Below are 22081 nucleotides of genomic sequence, written 5' to 3'. Positions count from 1 at the left end.
AAAACATCATGATCAAAAAATCGCTTTCGCTTATTTTACTGGTATCTTTTTTTGTTGCAGCACGTGCCCAGCAATATAACATCGGCACTTATAACTTGCGCTATGCCAACAAGGCCGACTCTACCGCCGGCAATGGCTGGGGCGACCGCTACCCGGTAATAGCCAACCTCATCAAGTTCCAGGACCTGGACATCTTTGGCACACAGGAGGGTTTGTACCCGATGCTGAAGAACCTGAACGATAGCCTGCCGGGCTATAAGTGGATAGGTATCGGCCGCGATGGTGGTGAAAAAGGCGAACACTCGGCCATTTTTTATAAAACATCAAAATTTAAGATCCTGAAAAGCGGCAGCTTCTGGCTATCCCCTACCGATACCGAACACCCCAATGTAGGCTGGGATGCCGCGCTGACCCGCGTTTGCACCTGGGCACAGGTAAAGGATATTAAAACGGGTTTTGTATTCAACTTTTTCAACGTGCATATGGACCATGTGGGCGTAGTGGCCCGTCGCGAAAGCGCTAAACTGATCATGGCCAAAATGAAGCAAATGGTTGGCGGTATGCCCAGCATCCTGACGGGAGATTTCAATGTCGACCAAAACTCTGAAGCCTACAAAACCATTAACGATGCCGGCCTGCTAACCGATTGCTATACGCTATCGCCTGTTAAGCTGGCCGGTAATAACACATTCAACGGCTTTAATATCAACATTAAAAACACCGGTGCGCGTATCGATCATATCTTTATCACCAAAGAATTTAAGGTGAACCGCTACGCGGTGCTGACGAATACCTTTAACGGGCATGTACCGTCAGATCATTACCCGGTAGTGGTGGCGTTAAGCCATTAGTTAATGGTTCATAGATCATGGTTCATGGCATTTGGAAGTTCTATGAACTATCAACCATGAACCATGAACTTTAAAAAATTATCTCCAATACCCTTGTACCCACACATAACCATGACGGCGGTGATCCCAATGGCCCGGAACCCATACGGCATGCGGGCGTGGCGGAGCGGCCCAATAGCCACCATGCCAGGCATAAGTACGACCGCTTGGGCGCCAGTCTTCATCAACCCAAACGTGTGCCGGCGATGGTGCCGGCGGGCGGCGTACAACTACTCTATTTACAGGGCGGCCTAAGCGCGCCCTTATTACTATCTGTGCTTCGCTCACATTAACGGCGGCTGTTAATGCAGCTGCTACCATTAAACTTTTCCAAACGGTTTTCATAGTATGTTTTTAATTTGTTTAAGTATATGACAAAGGAAATGCCGAACGGTTTAAAATATTTTTATTAGTGATTTCATAGATCAGGAATGATTTCACAGATTTTTACAATGAACTATGAACCATCAACTATGAACAATTATTATCTTCGCTCCTATGTCGCCAGTTGAAGCCCAAAAACGTATTGAAGAATTATCGGCCGAGTTAAGACAGCACACTTATAACTACTATGTGCTGGCCATGCCCGTTATATCCGACTTTGAATTTGATAAAAAATTAGAAGAACTTGCCGGTTTAGAGCAGCAATTCCCCGAGTTTTTATCGCCAGATTCGCCTACGCAAAAGGTGGGCGGCGATATCACCAAGGAGTTCCAGACGGTGCGCCATCGCTGGCCAATGCTGTCGCTGGGCAATACCTACAACACACAGGAGCTGACCGATTTTGATCAGCGCATCCGCAAGGCCATTGGCGATAATTTTGAATACGTGTGCGAATTGAAGTTTGATGGCCTGAGCATGAGCCTTACCTATCACAATGGCGAATTACTGCGCGCCGTTACCCGTGGCGATGGTGTTCAGGGTGATGACGTAACGGCCAACGTCCGCACAATACACAGCGTGCCTAAAAAGCTGAAACCCGGCAATTACCCCGACGAGTTTGAGATCCGGGGTGAGGTATTTATGCACCTGAAGGCCTTTGAGCGGCTGAATAACGAACGCGTAGAGAACGGCGAAGTACCTTATGCCAACCCGCGCAATTTTGCGTCGGGCACGGTAAAACTGCAGGACAGTACCGAGGTAGCCAAACGCCCACTGGATTGCTTTCTCTACTTTCTGTATACCGAAAAGCAGGTATTTAAAACACACTGGGAAAGCCTGCAGGCAGTTAAGGACTGGGGTTTCCATGTGAACGACCATAACAAGCTTTGCAAAAACCTTGACGAGGTGCTGGAGTTTATTGCCCGCTGGGATAAGGACCGTTACGGCCTGAGCTACGATATTGACGGCATTGTGATCAAGGTAAACAACTACAGCCAGCAGCAGGAATTGGGATTCACAGCCAAATCGCCGCGCTGGGCTATATCCTATAAATTTAAAGCCGAACGGGTAGAGACTGAATTACTGGCGGTGACCTACCAGGTTGGTCGCACCGGGGCAGTTACGCCTGTGGCCAACTTAAAACCGGTGTTACTGGCCGGCACCACCGTTAAACGCGCTACCCTGCACAATGCCGATGAGATAACCGAACGCCTGAAACTGCACGAGCATGATACCGTGTATGTAGAGAAGGGCGGCGAAATTATCCCGAAGATCATCAGCGTTAATTTGGATAAGCGCCAACCTGGCGCTGCGCCTATACAATATGTAACACATTGCCCGGTTTGCGGCACATTGCTTGAGCGTAAAGAGGGCGAAGCGGCCTCGTACTGCCCTAATGATGAGGGCTGCGCCCCGCAGATCACCGGGAAGATGCAGCACTTTATCGGTCGCAAAGCCATGAACATTGATGGGCTTGGCGATGAGACCATTAATACTTTATATACAAAAGGCTTCATCGGCCACATTGCCGATCTGTACGACCTATATAAACGTGCGGACGAATTAAAGCAGATGGACCGCTTCGGCGAGCAATCCATCAATAACATGCTGGATGGTATTGAAAAATCCAAGCAGATGCCTTTTGAGAAGGTGCTTTTCGGTTTGGGGATCCGATACGTAGGCGAAACCGTAGCTAAAAAACTGGTAGCGCATTTTAAAACCATCGATAATTTGATGGCCGCATCACTTGAAGAACTGACCACTACCGATGAAATAGGCGAACGCATTGCCCAAAGCCTGATCGAATACTTTGCCGACCCGCAGCACCGTGAGCAGATAGAAAAACTGCGCGCCCATGGCCTGCAATTGGTTGCCGATGATAAACCTGTTGAACTGGCCAGCGATAAACTGGCGGGCAAAAGCTTCATCATATCGGGCACGTTCGAAATGTCGCGCGATGAGTTGAAGGATATTATTGAAGCCAACGGCGGTAAGATATTGGGCAGCATATCGGCTAAACTGAACTACCTGGTAGCTGGTGATAATATGGGGCCGGCGAAGCTGGAGAAAGCCACTAAACTGAATATCCCTATTATTAGCGATCAGGAGTTGATGGAGATGATCGGATAAATCGCCCCCGCGTTTCTACACCACGTCATTGCGAGCGATAGCGAAACATCCCAAATTAGCAGAACGGTCATACAATACACATCTATTACCCGGGGATGTTTCGCTATCGCTCAACATGACGTAGATAGGGGAAATACTTCGCAATGACGTAAACAAAATAAACGTATCTTACCCATGCAATTCCGCTTAGCCACTTTCAATGATATCCCCGAACTGCAAAAACTCATCGCGCTATCCGTTCGGGGTTTAAGCACTCAATATTATACGCTTAACCAAATTGAAAGCGCCATAAAATACATTTTCGGGGTGGATAGCCAGTTAATTACCGATGGCACCTATTATGTATTGGAAAAGGACGGCATTCCTGTAGCCTGCGGTGGCTGGAGTAAACGGAACACACTATACGGCGGCAATCAATATAAGGAAAAGGAAGATCCGCTGCTTGATCCCGCTACCGATGCAGCCCGTATCCGGGCATTCTTTGTTCACCCTAATTATGCCCGGCAAGGTATTGGCCGCAAAATGATGCAGGTATGCGAGGACGCCGCAATTGCCGCCGGTTTTAAGAACTTTGAACTGGGTGCTACCTTACCCGGTGTACCTTTATATGAAGCAATGGGGTACATTGCCCTAAAGCGTGTTGACGCGCCGATGCCTGATGGCGAAACATTGGGCATCGTAAAAATGCGTAAAGACATATCTGCTTAAAATTTCTCTTCTATCCCCAAACCAAATAACGCGAAATCATATTTTACAGGGTCTGTCGGGTCGAATTTCTTCAGGCGTTCGGTTAGTTCAACGGCGGTTTGCCAGTCGGTTTGTTTGCGACTGATGAGGTTGAGTTTGCGGGCAACACGGTCCACGTGCAGGTCGCAGGGCATAATGAGGTCGGCGGGTTTAATTTGATTCCAGATGCCAAAATCGACGCCGTGGTTATCCTTGCGTACCATCCAGCGCAGGAACATGTTAAGGCGCTTGCAAGTTGACTTTTGCGATGGCGATGATACGTGTTTTTTGGTGCGGTGTGGGTAGTCTGGTAAACTAAAAAAATATTGGCGAAAATGATTAAGCGCAGCTTCTACCGCAGTATTAGTTTGTGCCTGTATTACTGACATTCTTGTCAGGGATCCTTCGCTATCGCTCTGGATGACGGTCTGGTTAGGAATAAATGCATCCTCCAAACTCTCGAAGTGCTCATAATGATATCTGAAGAACGCGATAAAATACAGCGTATCAATATCGTTAAAAGTCCGGTGCTTGAATTTCAGGAGTTTTTTAAGATCAGGCTCCTGGTGATTCATGATGAAATCGTAAGGGGCACCATCCATCAGGGCTATCAATTCCTTACATTTATTAATGATGGTAACCCGCTGCCCCCAGGCCAGTGTAGCTGCCCAAAAGCCCATGATCTCGATATCCTGCTTTTGGGTGAATAGATGCGGGATGCTTACCGGATCGTTCTTAATAAAATCAGGCTGGTTGTATTGGGCAACTTTAGCGTCGAGAAAGGCTTTGAGATTAAGCCCCCCTGCCCCCTGAAGGGGGAGTTCTATGCCGGCTTTTTTAGGCATAATTAATAGATACGGTCGTTATTTGAATTTATCATCTCTATTATCACGTCAAACCTCTCAGCTATAGGTTCGCCATCAAGGCTATCATACGATTTAAAAATGCCTGGCTTTTTTCTGCTAAAACCGATCATATGGCTAGCTAAAAGGAAATCGGAAAACCCTATAAAATCCTTATCTGAATAATGGCTTTCAAACTCTTCAACTATCATATCCAGAGGCCAAAAAGTGAACATATGTTCCTGCCAATCTAGATCAGCAAAACCATTGGCCTGTAAATAGAACTCTTTAAAATCTTGCGGAAACTTGAAATTCAAAATGGTTTCAACATTTTCTATTTCAGCACCAGAGGCCGGAGGATTTAATTTTACACCCTCCGACTGCCATTTTGATAAAACATTCTGGATCCAGTTTTCCATGCTTCAGTTTCTATTCCCCCTTTAGGGGGCCAGGGGGTTTAACTTAGCGCTTGCTTTAAATCATCCAGCAGATCTTCTACATCCTCTACCCCTACGCTCAGGCGTAGCAGGTTATCGGTTACACCTACGGCTTCGCGCACCTCTTTGGGGATGGATCCGTGGGTCATGCTTACGGGGTGGTTCATCAGCGATTCCACACCGCCTAATGATTCGGCCAGTGTGAATACTTTAAATGAACCGGCAACGCGGAAGGTTTCCTTCAGGTCGGCACCTTTCAAGGTGATGGAAATCATCCCGCCGAAATCGCGCATCTGCTTTTTGGCTATCTCGTGGTTAGGATGATCGGTAAAACCCGGCCAGTAGATCTTATCAACCCTTGGGTGTGTTTTTAAAAATTCGGCAATGATGCGGCCGTTCTCGCAATGGGCCTTCATGCGCAGGTGCAGGGTTTTGATACCGCGCAACACCAGGAAGCTGTCCATTGGTCCGGGCGTAGCACCGCAGGCGTTGTAGATGAACCAAAGGCGTTTGTACAAGTCTTCATCGTTCATCATCAGGGCTCCCATTACCACATCGCTGTGGCCGCCAATATATTTGGTTACCGAGTGCATCACAATGGTTGCACCCAGGTCCATCGGGTTTTGCAGGTATGGCGAGGCGAAGGTATTATCTACCACCAGCATCAGGTTTTTCTCCTTAGATATTTTGGCTATCGCTTCGATATCCACCACCTGCATGGTTGGGTTGGTTGGGGTTTCTATCCAAACCAGTTTGGTTTTCTCGTTAGTGTATTGGCGGATGATCTCCGGGTTGGACAGATCGAGGAAATGAAACTTGATGCCGTAGTTAGCATAGATCTTGGTAAAGATACGGTACGAGCCGCCGTACAGGTCGTTACCGGTAATCACCTCATCGCCGGGGGCCAGCAGCTTCATCACGGCATCGGTAGCGCCCATGCCGCTGGAAAAAGCCAATCCATACTTAGCGTTTTCCAAGGCTGCCAAACAATCCTCCAGCGCCTTGCGGGTGGGGTTAGTGCCACGCGAGTACTCGTAGCCCTTATTATCCCCCGGCTCGCGCTGCCAGTAGGTTGATGTTTGATATATAGGTGTCATTACCGCCCCTGTTGTAGGGTCGGGCTCTTGTCCGGCGTGGATTGCTTTGGTTGCGAATTTCATCTTTTAGTTGATTAAGTTGGATTAAGTTGATTGAGTTGAAACAAGTTAATTGGTATGGCTAAGTTAATGTTAACCCGATTCTACCTAATCAACTGCTCACTTATCAACTAATCTTCCGATTTCTTCTTCTTTAAATATTGAATATAACCGTTAAGTATCTTTAAACAATTATCGTGATCTACTTTAAACAGTTGTAAGGTTGCTTCTGAAATAAGCTTATCATCAAATGCAATTATCATATGATCAAGTGTTTCAGACAATGAGCCACGAGCAAGTATACAAAAGCGGATATTATCCTGATAATGAAACCGTCCATGTCCCTCAGCAATATTATTACCGATAGACCGGGATGATCGGATAATCTGATCTGTTAATCTATACTTTTCTTCAGCCGGGAAAGTTTTAGCTAATTCGGTTATCCAGTTTCTTATCTTTCTCGATTGCTTCCATGCTTCAAGTTCAGTAAATGAGGCCATTGCGTGTGATGTATTTAATTGCTATTTCTAAGAACTAACTATTCACTAAATCGAACTCAATCAACCTAATCAACTAAAAGCTTAATATGCTCTTGCAAAAAGGACGCGTTGTGTACTTGGCTTACCTGTCAATATACACTTACCTTCTTCCTGCTTGTTGTTCAAAGGTATGCAACGGATTGTTGCCTTAGTTTCATCTTTTATTTTTTGCTCGGTTTCCGGCGTGCCGTCCCAATGGGCTGATACGAAGCCTGGCTTCTCGTCGAGGATACGCTTAAAATCATCGTAAGTATCTACCTCGGTAGTATTCTCTACACGGAAGTTTAATGCCTTTTGGTAGATATTCTGCTGGATCTCTTCCAGTAAGCGTTCGATGGTATCAGCCAAGCCTTCCTGCGCGGTGGTCTCCTTGGTTTTGGTATCGCGACGGGCCAGTTCTACCGTTCCGTTCTGCATATCCCGACTGCCGATGGCCACACGCAGTGGAACGCCCTTTAACTCGTACTCGGCAAACTTAGCGCCCGGACGATGAGTGTCGCGGTTATCAAACTTAACAGAAATACCTTTGGCTTTTAACTCCTTGCTCAGGCTTTTTACATACTCGCTGATGTTATCCAGCTCTTCCTGGTGCTTGTAGATCGGCACTACAACTACCTGTATAGGGGCCAGTTTTGGTGGAAGCACTAAACCGGCATCATCAGAGTGCGCCATGATCAGCGCGCCGATCATACGGGTGGATACGCCCCATGAAGTAGCCCAAACAAAATCCTGCACGTTTTCCTTATTGGTGAACTTCACATCAAAGGCCTTAGCGAAGTTCTGGCCCAAAAAGTGTGATGTACCGGCCTGCAGGGCCTTACCGTCTTGCATCAGCGCTTCGATGCAATAGGTATCCAGCGCGCCGGCGAAGCGTTCGTTAGGAGTTTTGCGGCCTTTTACTACCGGTAGTGCCAGCCAGTTTTCGGCAAAATCGGCATATACCTCAAGCATTTGCTCGGTTTCGGCAATGGCTTCTTCAGCGGTAGCGTGGGCGGTGTGCCCCTCTTGCCATAAAAACTCGGTGGTGCGTAAAAACATACGGGTACGCATTTCCCAGCGCACCACGTTGGCCCATTGGTTACAAAGTATCGGCAGGTCGCGGTACGATTGGATCCAGCCCTTATAGGTATTCCAAATAATGGTTTCAGATGTCGGACGAACGATCAGTTCCTCCTCCAGCTTGGCTTCCTCATCAACAATAATATTGCCGTTGCCGTCATTTTTAAGGCGGTAATGGGTCACAACCGCGCACTCCTTGGCAAAACCATCAACGTGGCTGGCCTCTTTACTGAAGAATGATTTGGGGATAAACAACGGGAAATAGGCATTCACGTGGCCGGTTTCCTTAAACATGCCATCTAATACGGCCTGCATTTTTTCCCAAATGGAATATCCATAAGGCTTAATGATCATACAACCTTTCACCGGCGCGTATTCGGCCAGATCGGCCTTGATAACCAGGTCGTTATACCATGCAGAATAGTCTTCTTCTTTACTTACGATGCCTTTACTCATTTCAGCTTTATTATTTTTTTATTTTTGTTAAGATAGTGTTAAACCTTTATCAGCGAGCGGTGTCTTAATTATAAATACCCCACCCAATTCAACCTGATTAACCTATTTAATTTTTACTTTTGTATTACGTACTATAGCGGCCAAATTTATAAATTTAAAGATTATTAAAATCACAAATCAACAATGAAACGGAACATTATAAAAGGAATGATACTGATCAGTGCGTTAGCCCTGGGTTCCTGCTCTACCACACAACTCGCATCCAACCTAAAGGACAAGGATGACGACGTTTACTTTTCGAACGCTAAAGCCGGTGATGAGGTTCAATACGTGGCGTCGACCCAGCCCGTTACCACACAGCAAAACCGCTACAATAACTATAACGACGACGATTACTATTTTTACGATAGCTATGCATCGCGCATTAACCGTTTTGGCTACTTCTCGCCGTTTAGCTATTACAACGATATTTATTACGGATACTCCCCCTACTCATACTACAGCCCCTACAGCAGCTGGAATTTAGGTTTAGGCTTTGGCCTGGGCTACGGCTACTATGGCGGTTATTATGGCTACAATCCGTTTTATTCGCCGTTTGGTTATGGTGGTTACTATGGTTACGGCTATAATCCATACTATGGTTACAACTACTTTGGCACCGGTTATGGTTACGGCGGTGGCGGTGGTTTCTGGGGCACCTATTCGGCCAGCAGAAACGTAGCAAGGCCATATCGTGGTTCAGGCTCGCCAGGCAATGCCATGGTTAACCGTTCTACAGGCAATATCGGTTACAACGGCAACTATCCAATGAACTCAAACTACCCGGGCCGTCCTACCGTTAATGGCAATGGCCGCCAGGCTGTAAACAGCAATGGCGCTTATACAAATAATGGCAGCAGGCCGGTGCGCGGTGGCGATAGCAATACGCAAACGCAAAATACGCGCCCTGTTTATACACCGCAGCAAACACAAACTTATTCACCTCCGCCATCAAGCTCGGGTAACAGCGGTGGTGGCAGCAGCAGTTCATCAGGCGGTGGAGGCGGCGGCGGTGCCCGTCCGGTAAGGCCATAGTCAATCACCAATTATTTATCGCGCATTTTCAGCATATCTATGAAACCTAAATATTTACTAACAGCAGCCCTTATAGTAGGGGCCGCCAGGATGGGGTTTGCCCAATATTCGCAGGATGCCATCAGGTATTCTACCTTTCAAACAGGCTCTACATCACGCATTAAGGCTATCGGCAATGCCGGTACAGCCATCGGTGGCGACCTAAGTTCGATAGGCGGTAACCCGGCAGGTATCGGTTTTTTCACCCGGTCGGAGTTTAGTTTCACCCCCGAGTTCGACGGCTCGAAGGTTAAGGCCACCTACCAGGGACAGGAAAGCAATACCTCTAAAAGCAGTATCAATTTTAACAATGTGGCTGCCGTATTCTATTCGCGCCTGAACACGCCGAAGGGCGCCGATAAAACCAAGGGCTGGCTAAGCCTTAACTTTGGTATATCCTATAACCGCACCAATAACTATTACGAGGATATCAACTACGGCGGCACCAATAAAACCAACAGTGTTACCGACTATTTTGCAAAAGATGCCAATAGCAACGGCCTGGCCAGTGGATCGTTAGGCGACTGGGCGTATCAACAAAACCTGATCGACTCGTACGCGGCCGGTACCGGGAGCACTTATAAATCAAACGCTACGGCAAGCAATATCAACCCCAACGGCTTCGCGCAGCAAAGCAGCGCTATACGCACCGGCGGACAATCGGAGCTAAGTTTATCCATGGGCGCTAATTACAGCAACCAGTTTTACGCTGGCTTTGGCATCGGTATCACTAATTTACGTTATAACACCAACACCACTTTTACCGAAAGCGGCATTGCATCTGTAATTACTGCTGTTGGCCCTCCTATTGTAACTGCCAATCAACCCTACACTACCACCTATAGCCAGGATCAGCAAACCAAGGGGACCGGGTTTAATTTAAAGGCCGGCTTTATATTTAAACCTACCGATATGCTGCGTTTAGGCGCTGTGATCACCACCCCTACCTGGTACAACATTGATGATAATTATAACGAGAACCTGCGCACTAAACTGAATAACAACAACGCCCCCCAAGGCGGACCTGCCAATTACCCGTTCAGCTACAAACTGTCTACCCCATTCAGGGCGGCGGGCGGTATGGCCATCTTCTTTAAGCAGTACGGTTTTATTACCGGCGATGTGGAATATGTTGATTATTCATCAGCCAGCCTAAGCGGCGACTATAGTTCAAGTGGTGATAATAATGATATCAAAACGCTTTACCAATCGGCAGTTAATGCGCACTTCGGCGCCGAAGCAAGGTTAAGCAGTTCAGTGTTTCTGCGCGGCGGTTACGGCATACAAGGCACCCCGCTTAAAAACAACGGCAGCAATATCAATACTACCAGCGGCGGTATCGGCTATCGTAACAGCGATTACTATATCGATTTTACCTACAGCCATATTACCGGTAACCAAAATGTTTTCCCTTACGAAATTGGCACCGGCAGCCCATCGGCCCTGTTAAATAAAACTAACGATAACGTTTATGTAACGGTGGGATTCAGGTTCTAACGAACCAGTCCGAAAGTCGGAAAAGACTGAAAGTCCGGAAGATACATAAAAGCAAAAAAGCGGTGGCATGCCACCGCTTTTTTGCTTTTATTACGATATGTCATTGAAGCATATCGAGGCATGCACCTTCCGGACTTTCGGTCTTTCCGACTTTCGGACTTTGATCTCAATCCTCATCAATAAACGAGCGCAGCATCCAGGTGTTCTTTTCCTTAAACTGCATAAAGCGGTTGATCATATCGTTGGTGCCGTCATCCCCGGCATCGGCGGTAATTTCCAGTAGCTCGCGTTCCATTTCTATCAGGGTGGCCATATCGGTAACCAGGGCCTTTACCATGTGGGTATCCTTCATGCCGATGGTGTCAACTTCCTTCAGCGTAGATGTTTTAATGTAATCGTCGAAGGTACTGTATGGGGCCTTGCCTAAGGTCAGTATGCGTTCGGCCAGTTCGTCGATGGTGGTCAGGGCGGCGGTGTACAATTCTTCAAACTTAAGGTGCAGGGTAAAGAAGCTTTTGCCCTTAACATTCCAATGGCAGCCGCGTAATTTTTGGTAATGGATGTGATAGTTGGCCAGCAGATCGTTCAGGTGATCTACAACAGGTTTTACTTTTTTCTCTGTCAGGCTGATTTCTTTTGCGTTCATAGTATTTATGTTGATGTATGTGATATGCCGGTAAACACTCAATAACCGTGCTATGTTCGGTGCGCACTGTCATACTTCAGTCTAAATATACCATATTTGTAAATTAAAATGATTTTAACGCCTCATATTTCGCATCAAACCGCCGGCATAGTATGGCGCATGGAGATTGACCCACTGACGGATACGCTTTTTGCCGAAGTGCGTAACGAAGGCGAAAAGCAGGTCGGTTTTACATCGGTCAGTTTGTCATCGGGCAAGGTAAATTTTTCAGGACTGACAACCGGCGAACGCTGGCTAACCGGCATGGAAGCGGCATACAACGGCGTTTTGCTATTGCACCATTACGCGTCGCCGGGCAGCCCTACGCATAAAGCCATCATCGCAATCGATGCGCAAACCGGGCAAGCGCTGTGGAGCAACTACAATTTAACATTCGATCACCTAAGCACCGCCGGACCTGTTGTTTTTGATACCCGCATACAACCACGTAAATTATTTACTATCGATATCACCACCGGTGCAACATTGGGCAGCTATCAGCCGTCAGTTAGCCAGGATGTTGCCAATGATATTGTTTTGCCTGATATGCTAAGTGCCGATAGTATGGAGAGTGCCCTTCCCGAAAAACCTTACGGAAATATCGTACATCAACTGTGGTATAACTGGTACAGAATTGTATCTTTGCACGCGCTAAAAAATAATACATTAAGCCAGGCGCTGTATATTTTTAAAGGTGGGCAACAGGTATTTACCGATTTATTGCACACCGGCATACAAAAATTGCAGCCCGAGGCGTTTGTATTACACAAGCACTATTTAATTTATCTGAAAAATAAAGGTGAATTAATGGTGATTAACTTAGGAAACTGAACAAGTAAACAATATGAGGTTTAAATTATTAGTAATCATATTTCCCCTGTTACTGTCAGCCGGCAGCATATTAGCAAAAAACGTAGTCGATTCGGTGGGTGTTGAGAATTTGAATGGTAAAAAAGTAATTCTTTATAAAGTTGGCCCTAAAGAAACCTATTATGGTATTAGCCAGCGTTATCATGCCAAAGTAGGCGATGTGATCCAATTTAACAATAACGTAGTGTTACAACCGGGTATGGTAATGAAGGTGCCAACCGACATGCCATTTGCCCAAAACACCGCGAAACCAGCTATAGCCGAAAAAAAGCCGGAAGTAAAATATACCATGCAGCAATTCCGCGTAGCGCCGGGCGAAACATTATATTCCATAGCCAAACGCTTCGGCACTACAGTTGATGATATAAAAGCAACCAACAACTTAAAATCGGATGTACTGACACCGGGAGAAACATTGCAGATCAGGACAGTTGCGAATGCCGCTGCCAAAACGCCTGAAAAGGAAGCCGTAGCCGAAAACAAACCAGCCGTACAAGCCCCTCCGGTTACGCAGCAAACCAAACCAGTGGTGCAACCACCGGTTAGCCAGCCGCAGCAAACAGTAGCACAAACGCAGGTTAATACAAACCAGCCTGTGCAAAATGCCCCTGTTGACACCCGCAATACGCAGCAATACAAAGTATCGGCAGGTGAAACCTTGTTTACCATAGCCAAGCGCTTCGGCACATCGGTAGAGGATATCATCGCGCTGAATAAACTGCCTAATAATAACCTGCAGCCCAACCAGATACTGGTAGTGCGCAGCGGTATGCCGCCTGCACCAGAGCCTGTTAAACCAAAACCGCAGGATGTAGTGATTGCCAAACGCGATACCACAAACGTCGCCGGCATTGCCGATAGTCTTGACCGCCATATCCCGGCTAACCGTTACGGCCTGTTCTTAAAGGACGAAAAAGGCCCGGCCACCTGGATGGACGATCCAAGCTTCGACCCTAAAAAGCAGCTGGTATTGCACCGTACCGCCCCTATCGGTACCGTGATGAAGATCACCAACCTGATGACCGGCCGCAGTGTGTTTGCCAAGGTTGCCGGTCGTTTTGCCGATAACGAAAACAACAAAGACGTAATAGTAGTAGTTACCAAAAATGTTGCCGATATGATCGGCGCGGTTGATAAACGTTTCCGTGTTGATATTAGCTACGGCGTACCAAATGACCAACAATAAGCCTTACATTATCGGGGTTGCCGGTGGCAGCGGTTCCGGTAAAACCTTCTTTTTAAATTGTTTCCTCGCGCATTTTAGTGCCGATGAGGTGTGCCTGGTATCTCAGGACGATTACTATATCCCTGTGGCCCACAACATGACGCCCGAGGAAAATAAGCTATATAACTTCGACCTGCCATCGACCATAGACCGTGAGCACTTTTTTAAGGATATCAGCAGCCTGATCAACGGCGAAACCGTTATTAAGCACGAGTACACCTTTAACAACCCGAACGCGGTTCCAAAAGTATTAGAGATAAAGCCAGCCCCCATTATTATTGTAGAGGGCCTGTTTATTATGCACTTTACCGAGATTGCCGCCCTGCTGGATATGAAGGTATTTATTGATGCCGAAGAAGACGTAGCCCTGCAGCGCCGCCTGAAACGCGACCTGCTGGAGCGCGGCTACTCGCACGATGATGTGATGTATAAATGGCATAACCACGTAGTGCCATCGTACAAAGAATATCTGCTGCCCTACCGGGATGTTTGCACCAAAGTGATCAGCAATAACACCCAGGTTGCGGGTGATATTATGGAGATCACCGATCAGATCTCGCGCGAGTTACGGGAGACGGTATTGGGTTAGCTATTTTCGATACCGTTTCAATTTCTTAATGAGACTATCTCCCCGAAGGGGGCTACCTGTTTATAGGGGTAATATAGGTTAATGGATAAACGCAATCATAATGATTGCAATTGGCCTATAAGTTGAAGTACCTTTCTGTAATAATTGTATTCTTTTACATCTGGTTGCATGGTATCGTAATAACCGTCGAACTGAAAACTTCGACAGTGATCTTTAACTTTTAAATCTACATTTATCACACCGGTCCGCTGAAGGGATATACCGGAATACTTCTTAGCAACTAACGCCTGAATTGTAGGGCCAGAGCAGAGATCGAAAAAATGATTTGTTATTAACTGCTTAAAAAAGTTATTCCAATCGAATTTTTCAGGGTCTACATTTATGTTCTCCCTGAACAAAAAAATGTTCAACGAGGGATCATCACGATAAGGCCCCAGGTTATGAAATTGCGAATCGGGAAGGCTTTTTTGGATAGTGGGCATCATGAGATAGCGGGTAACAATAAATTTCCCTCCCTCGCACCGAATGGTCAACATATCAGCATCCGCAGGACGCTGGTAACGAACATGGCTCACACGGATCTCTAACTGCGCGCTTGAACGATCTATCGAAGGGAGCACATGCTGCCTGATGAAACCTCCACTCTTCGAAGATTCAACAGATGTCGCGTTAAATTTAGGAATGACCATTTTTACACCACAGCAATCAACCTTAACTTGAGCATGGCACCATGAAAGGGATACTGAGAAAACACCACAAATTAAAAAAAACAAAAACGCTAACTGTCTCATGTCTAAGGTAGATCTGGATTGATCTATCGGAATACATAAAACTATATAGAATAAAATTAAATTGCCACTATATTTTAATAAAGCATGCCCGGGGTAAGAAGTGTTATCGATCATATTGTACTACTACCCATTGCGATAGCAGGGGATAATAGTTAAACTTCCATATGCATTTTCTACAGGTAGTCCTGCTCCGGGGCATGCAAGTTATAGCTTCGGTTTAGCAGGTTTTACAAGCGCATCCCAACTATTTATCCCTTTAGTATTCAGTTTCCGGCGGTATAATTTATCACGGCAAAGCACATACAGCATATCAAAATTAGCCCCGCCAAAGCACAGGCTTTCTACCTGTCGGCCTGGCAGCGGGAAGATAGCATTTACCCGGCCTACCTGGTCCAGCACCTGTATGCCCATATTGGTAGCCACATATACCCGCCCAGCGGTATCGCATTGCATGGCCGTTGTGCGCGCGGCGTCTGCATCATCAGGCGTGTACAACCAGCCGTAGCGCTGTCCATCTACAGGGGCACCCTCGCTGTTCAGGCGGTACAACCAAATCCAATGCGAGGCAAAATCGGCGATATACAATTGCGATTGATCGGGTGTTAATGCCATAGCGCCGGGATTAAACCTGATCTTCACTACCTGGCTTTTTCCATTAGGAAGTTTGGCTACTAATTTATTATATGGCCCAAACCATGCAGCCACGCGGTATTGGCTTCTGTTTTTAGCTGTGATACGGATATCCTGATCATACTTAGGCATTTTGGCTACTGCCTCCACCCTGCCATCAGCACTTATTTTGACAGCCCCTTCGTTTAAGCCCACATTGCGGGCAAATACTTCGCCATTGGCGTTGCTTACCAGTTTTCCTAAAAAGTCTAAATGGTCGCTTACCAACTCCCAATCCTGGCCGGGGATGGTAATAGCCTTCAGCATATCGTTTTTGGATGGCGATGTGGTAACCGGTTGCGGATGATCCTTCCATAAAAAACGCATGGCCTGCGGGAAGTAGGCCGTGGCCATTTTGCCGTTATGCCCGCCCTCGCCATAGATAGCCTGCACCTGGTAGCCGGCAAACTTTAGCGAGCGTTCCATCATTTCGTTGGCTTTAAACCAATCGCCCGCGTAGATATTCAGATCGTTGCTGCCATCCTGTAAAAACACCCGGATGGGCTTGGCTTCATATTTACGGATCAGCGATGGGACACGGTCGGCACCGCGCAAGGCGGTGTAGGTGCCGATAGAGCTAAACACCCGCGAAAAGGCATCGGGCCGCTCCCAGGCAGCGTTAAAAGCAGCAATAGCGCCGCTGCTGCTCCCTCCAATGCCACGGTCGTTAGCATGAGTAGAAAGGTGTATAGCCCGGCCATCTTTGGTTTTATGTTTTTCTACATCGGGCAGTATCTCTTCCAAAATAAAGCAGGCATAGGCATCGCCTAAACCATCGTATTCAAAGCTGCGGTTATAACGGTTAAGTGCTGTCATCTCATCAGCAGCGCGCACCTGCCCGGGTGTAACAAACACGCCGATGGTTACGGGCATCTCCTTACTATTGATCAGGTTATCAAAAACCGTAGGGGCTTTAAACTGGATACCGTCCTGGTTTACCCAAACACAGGCTGGTTTAGCAGGATCGTATTGCGCCGGCACATAAATGCTGTACTCGCGCCAGGTGCCGGGGTATATCTTCGAGTTTTCGAACGTCACCTTAATGATCTCGCCCCTTGGCACACCCGCATGCTCTACCGATGCCGGATCTTCCGGGTAATTTTCAACCGGGGTTTGGGCAAAAGCTATAACAGGAAAAAGCAGGCAAATAATAGTCAGTAAGGATTTATACATGATTGGCAGGAAGTTTGGTTTCCTAAATATAGGAAATATTCAGTCTATGAACCATAAGCTAATAACCCACTAACTGAATGATCTTATTTAGCAGTTTCGGGATGTTTTGCATCCAGGGCAGCAACGCCAACCACTACGGCGGCTATACCAACACCCGTAGCAACCTGCCCGCCTGCTGTGGCCTTAGAGGTATAGAAATAATCGCCACGCCTTACCTGCGAGAACTCAAAGTTCGCAGGCTCCTCGCTGGTGTTGATCAGCTTCGATACGAAGAAATTATGCTCATAAGCCATATACTTCGGTACATTGTTGTCCATCACATACAAGCTCAGGTAGCTACGGAAATTCAACGGCGACTGATCTGTACCAAACTCGGCAATATTCACCAAACTGGTACCCGATATACTCAGGCTCGGGATCTCCTTCTTAGTAAACTTATTATCGGGGATATAGGTAACAAACTGGCTGGTTACTTCTAATAAAGTATTATTTACATGGGTATGCGGCGGGATAAATACGACCGATTTTGGCAATGTAGCCACCGCGTCGATACTGCCGGAAGAGTAGCTGACCGATTTATTACCGATGCTTGTGCCCGATACGTCGCCGGTGATGTACACCTTGTCGCTGGCGTAGCTCACCGCCTTATCGCCGGTAATAAAGGCCGAACGCTGCCAATCGATATAAAGCGGCTCGTTCAGCTTGTTATAAACATCAAGGTTTATCGGGGCGTTGCGCCCGAAGAAGCTGTAGGTGATCTTCACGCTGTCGTTCTCGGTAACGAATTTGCCATTGTCCGGGTCTTTTTTGATGTTGTTACTGCTTAATACGTTGATCTGGTACTTGCTGCACGATGTGAGCAGCAATACTAATGCCGATAGGATAAGGGTGTTTTTCATAGCTGTATAAAGGTATATGGCTTTTGAACGGCTTGCACCCGCCATGGTTTAAGCTTCACGAAAATTTAATATAGCGGCATACAATTGTCAATTATTTAACAATGGCGCGCAAGGCATATAAATAGTATGTACTTTTGCTGCATGAATACCGCAGATCTGCTACAACGCGCCTTAAACTTCGAATTTTTATCGATAGAAGAGGGCGTTCATCTATACCACAATGCATCTACCCCCGAACTGGCTTACGTGGCCAACGAGCTACGCAAGATACAGGTACCGCATGGCAAGGTAACCTGGCAGATTGACCGCAACGTGAACACCACCAACGTTTGCATTGCCAACTGCAAGTTCTGCAACTTCTTCCGTCGCCCGGGGCACGAGGATAGCTATATCACCGATATTGAAACCTACAAGCAAAAGATAGAGGAAACCTTCCGTTACGGCGGCGACCAGCTTTTATTGCAAGGCGGCCACCACCCCGATCTGGGCTTAAAATTTTATACCGATCTGTTTAAGGAATTAAAGGAGTTATATCCAACGCTGAAACTGCACTCGTTAGGTCCGCCGGAGATAGCCCACGTTTCTAAACTGGAGGGCATGAGCCATTACGATGTGTTGAAAGCCATGCAGGAAGCGGGCTTAGACTCGCTCCCCGGCGCAGGTGCCGAGATACTGAACGATCGTGTACGCCGCCTGATATCCAAAGGTAAATGCGGCGGCAAGGAATGGCTGGATGTAATGCGCGCGGCCCACAAATTAAACCTGCCATCATCTGCAACCATGATGTTCGGCCATGTGGAAACCATTGAAGAGCGCTTTGAGCATTTGGTTTGGATCCGCGAGGTACAGTCGGAAAAACCGGAGGGGAATTACGGTTTTATCGCCTTTATCCCGTGGCCATTCCAGGATGACGGCACCCTGTTGCGTAAAGTACGCGGCATCACTAACAATGTAACCGGCGATGAATATATCCGCATGATAGCCCTAAGCCGTATTATGCTGCCTAATATTAAAAACATCCAGGCATCATGGCTAACGGTAGGCAAACAGGTAGCCCAAATGTGCTTACATGCAGGCGCTAATGATTTTGGTTCGATCATGATCGAAGAGAACGTAGTATCTGCGGCTGGCGCACCTCACCGCTTCACGGCGCAGGGTATACAGAATGCTATCCGCGAGGCCGGTTTCGAGCCACAATTGCGCACGCAAAAATACGTTTGGCGCGATACGCCTGCGCATTTGGAGGAGCAGGTGATTAATTATTAGGGATAGTCCGGAAGTCGGGAAAGACGGGAAGATATGCAACCAACTCGTCATAGCGAGCGATAGCGTGGCTATCCCCGATAAGCAGGGCCGACTTACATTGTTGACCTATTAGCCGGGGATAGCCACGTCGCTACGCTCCTCGCTATGACGGGGTGGTTTAAAAACGAAGAAGCGCGATCGATTCCCGATCGCGCTTCTTCGTTTTTTATTCTTCTTCCGGACTTTCGGACTTGCCGACTTGCGGACTGACATTAATCTCCTTCCATAACATATCTTTCAGCTCGGTAATGCCTTTTTGCGCTACCGATGATATGAATACCGATGGGATATCGGCAGGTAATTCAGCCTTCATTTCCTGTTGCAGTTCATCATCCAGCAGGTCGCCTTTGGTGATGGCCAGTACGCGGGGTTTATGGATCAGTTCGGGATTGTATTGTTCCAGTTCGTTCAGCAATATCTCGTACTCTTCTTTAATGGTGCGATTGGTATCCGCCGGGATCATAAACAACAGCACAGAGTTACGCTCGATATGGCGCAGGAAGCGGATACCTAAACCCTTACCTTGCGATGCCCCCTCGATGATTCCCGGGATATCGGCCATTACAAACGAGCGGTTGTTACGATAAGCCACAATGCCAAGGTTAGGCACCAGCGTGGTGAACGCGTAATCGGCAATTTCTGGTTTGGCAGCCGAAACTACCGACAGCAGGGTTGATTTACCCGCGTTGGGAAAGCCTACCAAACCTACATCGGCCAGCAATTTCAATTCAAGGATATTCCACTGTTCCTGACCCGATTCACCTGGTTGGGCAAAGCGCGGGGTTTGCTGCGTTGGCGATTTAAAATGCCAGTTACCCAAGCCACCACGACCGCCGGGCGTTAATATTTGTGTTTCGCCATCCTTGGTGATCTCGAACAGGATCTCGTCCGTCTCGGCATTTTTGGCGATGGTACCCAGTGGAACTTCCAATATCTCATCCTGCCCGGTTTTACCGGTACGCAGCGAACTACCACCCGAATCGCCAGGGCCTGCGATTACGTGCTTGCGGAATTTAAGGTGCAGCAGTGTCCATAACTGGGCATTGCCTTTAACAATCACGTGGCCACCGCGACCGCCATCGCCACCATCAGGGCCACCTTTGGCGGTAAGTTTATCGCGGTGTAAATGGGCCGAACCAGCGCCACCCTGGCCAGAGCGGCAGCAGATCTTTACGTAATCGACAAAATTTGAACCTTGAGACATAGTTTTGATTTTTTAAGTCAGAAAAGTCCGAAAGACGGAAAAGTCCGAAAGTGAGAAGCTTTACTCCTACTTTCGGACTTTTCCGACTTGCCGGCTTTCGGACTAATTATTAATACGCTGCAATAACATTAGTTATACCATCAAATATTTCGTTGATGGAACCTATACCATTAATGCTGGTAAACTTATTTTGTTTTTTATAAAAATCGGCAACTGGGGCCGTTTTGTTATTATATTCTACAATGCGTTTACGGATAACTTCAGGATTGGCATCATCAGCGCGGCCTGATTCTTTACCACGTAGTAACAGTCGGTGCTCTAACTCATCATCGTTAACCTCTAAGGCAATCATGCCCGAAATTTTGTCTGATTTACTTTCCAGCAGGTTATCCAATGCTTCGGCTTGTGCTACCGTACGCGGGAAACCATCAAAAATAAAACCTTTGGCATCCTTGTTTGCATCCAGTTTATTGCTGATCATACCGATAACCACCGCGTCCGGTACAAGCAGGCCATCGTCCATCAGTTTTTTTGCTTCCAAACCTAAAGCCGTACCCTGGCTGATCTCACCACGCAACAAGTCGCCTGTCGACAAGTGGATCAACCCATATTTTTCAATAAGCTTTTGAGATTGAGTACCTTTACCGGCCCCGGGCGGACCAAACAATACTAAGTTCAGCATCCTTTGAGTTAAAGTTAAAAGCCTTTCTATTTTTGGTAGAAAGGCCCATGTTGAGTGCACTTGTAGGGATTCGAACCCCAAACCTTCTCATCCGTAGTGAGATGCTCTATCCAATTGAGCTACAAATGCGTATCTTTTTATATAAAAAGAACCGTTGTTATTTAAGGATATTTCCCTTTTTGAACGGACTGCAAAGGTAGAATAATTTTGCAATCCGTTGAAATATTTTTTGAAATTTACTTCACTTTTTCGGCAATAGCTTCAAAATCAGGCAAATCTTTTGCCGATTCCAACACTTCGGCGTAAATAATACGCTGATCTTCATCTATTACAAAGGCCGCCCTTTTAGATACACCCTTCAATCCTAAGTTAAATTCTTCGTACATGGCATCGTAAGCCGGCGATACCTGCTTGTTAAAATCAGACAGCAGCGGAAACTGGTAATTATATTCCTCCTTAAATTTGGCCAATGTAAAAGGCGAGTCGACAGAGATACCCAATATCTGTGCGTTTAGGCCATCGTAATAGCCAAAATTATCGCGCATGGTACAAAGCTGGGTGGTACAAGTACCGGTAAACGCGAATGGGAAAAAGTGGATCACTACCTTTTTACCTTTAAAATCGGCAAGGGAAACTTCCTTACGCTCGCCGGATACTAAGGTGAAGTTTGGCGCTTGCTGGCCTAACTGAATGCTCATATTGATACATGTATTGATTTAGTGCAAGGATAAAAATTAATCTGTTACTGAACACCTTTATTGTTACTTTTATTGCAAATAAAGC

General features: G+C 46.8%; 22 protein-coding genes and 1 tRNA gene. 9 read left to right on the top strand and 14 right to left on the bottom strand.

Features of this window, described 5'->3' with window-relative positions:
* The first annotated feature begins 8 nt into the window (after positions 1-8).
* Positions 9-851, top strand: coding sequence for an endonuclease/exonuclease/phosphatase family protein (locus HQ865_RS05905; protein WP_173414002.1), 843 nt, complete (start codon positions 9-11; stop codon positions 849-851).
* Positions 852-929: 78 nt separating this feature from the next.
* On the opposite strand, the gene HQ865_RS05900 is transcribed toward HQ865_RS05905, so the two are convergent.
* Positions 930-1235: a YXWGXW repeat-containing protein gene (locus HQ865_RS05900; RefSeq protein WP_173414001.1), complete on the bottom strand. Its 306-nt coding sequence runs from the start codon at positions 1233-1235 to the stop codon at positions 930-932.
* 153 nt (positions 1236-1388) lie between these two features.
* On the opposite strand from HQ865_RS05900, the gene ligA reads away from it, so the two are divergent.
* Both ligA and HQ865_RS05890 read left to right on the top strand, forming a co-directional pair.
* Positions 1389-3401, top strand: coding sequence for an NAD-dependent DNA ligase LigA (ligA, locus tag HQ865_RS05895; protein WP_173414000.1), 2013 nt, complete (start codon positions 1389-1391; stop codon positions 3399-3401).
* Between the two features lie 174 nt (positions 3402-3575).
* Positions 3576-4109 carry a GNAT family N-acetyltransferase gene (locus tag HQ865_RS05890; protein ID WP_173413999.1) on the top strand — a complete coding sequence of 178 codons (534 nt, stop codon included), beginning with the start codon at positions 3576-3578 and terminating at the stop codon, positions 4107-4109.
* Here the strand turns inward: HQ865_RS05890 and HQ865_RS05885 are convergent.
* The 5 genes from HQ865_RS05885 to proS form a co-directional block, all read right to left on the bottom strand.
* Complete coding sequence (locus tag HQ865_RS05885; protein WP_173413998.1) at positions 4106-4972, bottom strand: TIGR02757 family protein; 867 nt, start codon at positions 4970-4972, stop codon at positions 4106-4108. The two genes, HQ865_RS05890 and HQ865_RS05885, sit on opposite strands and share 4 nt — an antisense overlap.
* A 2-nt stretch (positions 4973-4974) precedes the next feature.
* Positions 4975-5388, bottom strand: coding sequence for an SMI1/KNR4 family protein (locus HQ865_RS05880; RefSeq protein WP_173413997.1), 414 nt, complete (start codon positions 5386-5388; stop codon positions 4975-4977).
* A gap of 38 nt (positions 5389-5426) precedes the next feature.
* The gene (locus HQ865_RS05875) at positions 5427-6566 is read right to left on the bottom strand and encodes a cystathionine gamma-synthase (RefSeq protein WP_173413996.1); all 1140 of its coding nucleotides are present in this window, start codon (positions 6564-6566) and stop codon (positions 5427-5429) included.
* A gap of 107 nt (positions 6567-6673) precedes the next feature.
* Entirely contained in the window at positions 6674-7042 is a 369-nt protein-coding gene (locus HQ865_RS05870; RefSeq protein WP_173413995.1) for a four helix bundle protein, read from the bottom strand.
* An 81-nt stretch (positions 7043-7123) separates the two neighbouring features.
* Entirely contained in the window at positions 7124-8596 is a 1473-nt protein-coding gene (proS, locus tag HQ865_RS05865; RefSeq protein ID WP_173413994.1) for a proline--tRNA ligase, read from the bottom strand.
* A gap of 183 nt (positions 8597-8779) precedes the next feature.
* Here proS and HQ865_RS05860 point away from each other — a divergent pair, with 183 nt between their 5' ends.
* Together HQ865_RS05860 and HQ865_RS05855 are read left to right on the top strand one after the other, a co-directional pair.
* Positions 8780-9670, top strand: coding sequence for a hypothetical protein (locus HQ865_RS05860; protein ID WP_173413993.1), 891 nt, complete (start codon positions 8780-8782; stop codon positions 9668-9670).
* Between the two features lie 39 nt (positions 9671-9709).
* Positions 9710-11206: an OmpP1/FadL family transporter gene (locus HQ865_RS05855; RefSeq protein WP_173413992.1), complete on the top strand. Its 1497-nt coding sequence runs from the start codon at positions 9710-9712 to the stop codon at positions 11204-11206.
* A gap of 166 nt (positions 11207-11372) precedes the next feature.
* Here the strand turns inward: HQ865_RS05855 and HQ865_RS05850 are convergent, their stop codons facing one another.
* Complete coding sequence (locus HQ865_RS05850) at positions 11373-11852, bottom strand: Dps family protein (protein ID WP_173413991.1); 480 nt, start codon at positions 11850-11852, stop codon at positions 11373-11375.
* 108 nt (positions 11853-11960) lie between these two features.
* Here HQ865_RS05850 and HQ865_RS05845 point away from each other — a divergent pair, with 108 nt between their 5' ends.
* From HQ865_RS05845 to HQ865_RS05835, 3 genes are read left to right on the top strand one after another with little or no spacing between them, the layout of a single operon-like run.
* On the top strand, positions 11961-12722 hold the full coding sequence (locus tag HQ865_RS05845) for a DUF4905 domain-containing protein (protein WP_173413990.1): 762 nt from the start codon (positions 11961-11963) through the stop codon (positions 12720-12722).
* Between the two features lie 13 nt (positions 12723-12735).
* Positions 12736-13947 (top strand): DPBB and LysM peptidoglycan-binding domain-containing protein, encoded by a 1212-nt coding sequence (locus HQ865_RS05840; protein WP_173413989.1) that lies wholly within the window; start codon positions 12736-12738, stop codon positions 13945-13947.
* Positions 13934-14575, top strand: coding sequence for a uridine kinase family protein (locus HQ865_RS05835; protein WP_173413988.1), 642 nt, complete (start codon positions 13934-13936; stop codon positions 14573-14575). Before HQ865_RS05840 ends, HQ865_RS05835 begins: the two co-directional genes overlap by 14 nt.
* Positions 14576-14670: 95 nt before the next feature.
* Here HQ865_RS05835 and HQ865_RS05830 read toward each other — a convergent pair whose 3' ends face one another.
* The 3 genes from HQ865_RS05830 to HQ865_RS05820 all read right to left on the bottom strand — a co-directional run bounded on the left by HQ865_RS05830 (position 14671) and on the right by HQ865_RS05820 (position 18107).
* Complete coding sequence (locus HQ865_RS05830) at positions 14671-15366, bottom strand: hypothetical protein (RefSeq protein ID WP_173413987.1); 696 nt, start codon at positions 15364-15366, stop codon at positions 14671-14673.
* Between the two features lie 204 nt (positions 15367-15570).
* Positions 15571-17208 carry an alpha/beta hydrolase-fold protein gene (locus tag HQ865_RS05825; RefSeq protein WP_173413986.1) on the bottom strand — a complete coding sequence of 546 codons (1638 nt, stop codon included), beginning with the start codon at positions 17206-17208 and terminating at the stop codon, positions 15571-15573.
* Positions 17209-17291: 83 nt separating this feature from the next.
* Positions 17292-18107, bottom strand: coding sequence for a hypothetical protein (locus HQ865_RS05820; protein WP_173413985.1), 816 nt, complete (start codon positions 18105-18107; stop codon positions 17292-17294).
* A 141-nt stretch (positions 18108-18248) separates the two neighbouring features.
* Here HQ865_RS05820 and mqnC point away from each other — a divergent pair, with 141 nt between their 5' ends.
* Complete coding sequence (mqnC, locus tag HQ865_RS05815; RefSeq protein ID WP_173413984.1) at positions 18249-19373, top strand: cyclic dehypoxanthinyl futalosine synthase; 1125 nt, start codon at positions 18249-18251, stop codon at positions 19371-19373.
* A 205-nt stretch (positions 19374-19578) separates the two neighbouring features.
* Here mqnC and obgE read toward each other — a convergent pair whose 3' ends face one another.
* From obgE to HQ865_RS05795, 4 genes are all read right to left on the bottom strand, one after another.
* Entirely contained in the window at positions 19579-20616 is a 1038-nt protein-coding gene (obgE, locus tag HQ865_RS05810; protein WP_173413983.1) for a GTPase ObgE, read from the bottom strand.
* A 109-nt stretch (positions 20617-20725) separates the two neighbouring features.
* Positions 20726-21298, bottom strand: coding sequence for an adenylate kinase (locus HQ865_RS05805; RefSeq protein ID WP_173413982.1), 573 nt, complete (start codon positions 21296-21298; stop codon positions 20726-20728).
* A gap of 55 nt (positions 21299-21353) precedes the next feature.
* Positions 21354-21427, bottom strand: a tRNA-Arg gene (locus HQ865_RS05800).
* Positions 21428-21534: 107 nt separating this feature from the next.
* Entirely contained in the window at positions 21535-21996 is a 462-nt protein-coding gene (locus HQ865_RS05795) for a redoxin domain-containing protein (RefSeq protein ID WP_173413981.1), read from the bottom strand.
* Positions 21997-22081 lie beyond the last annotated feature (85 nt).

Source organism: Mucilaginibacter mali (genome assembly GCF_013283875.1).
GTDB classification, from domain to species: domain Bacteria; phylum Bacteroidota; class Bacteroidia; order Sphingobacteriales; family Sphingobacteriaceae; genus Mucilaginibacter; species Mucilaginibacter mali.
The sequence above is the reverse complement of the archived record's forward strand: the minus strand, read 5'-3'. Positions and strand labels throughout refer to the sequence as shown.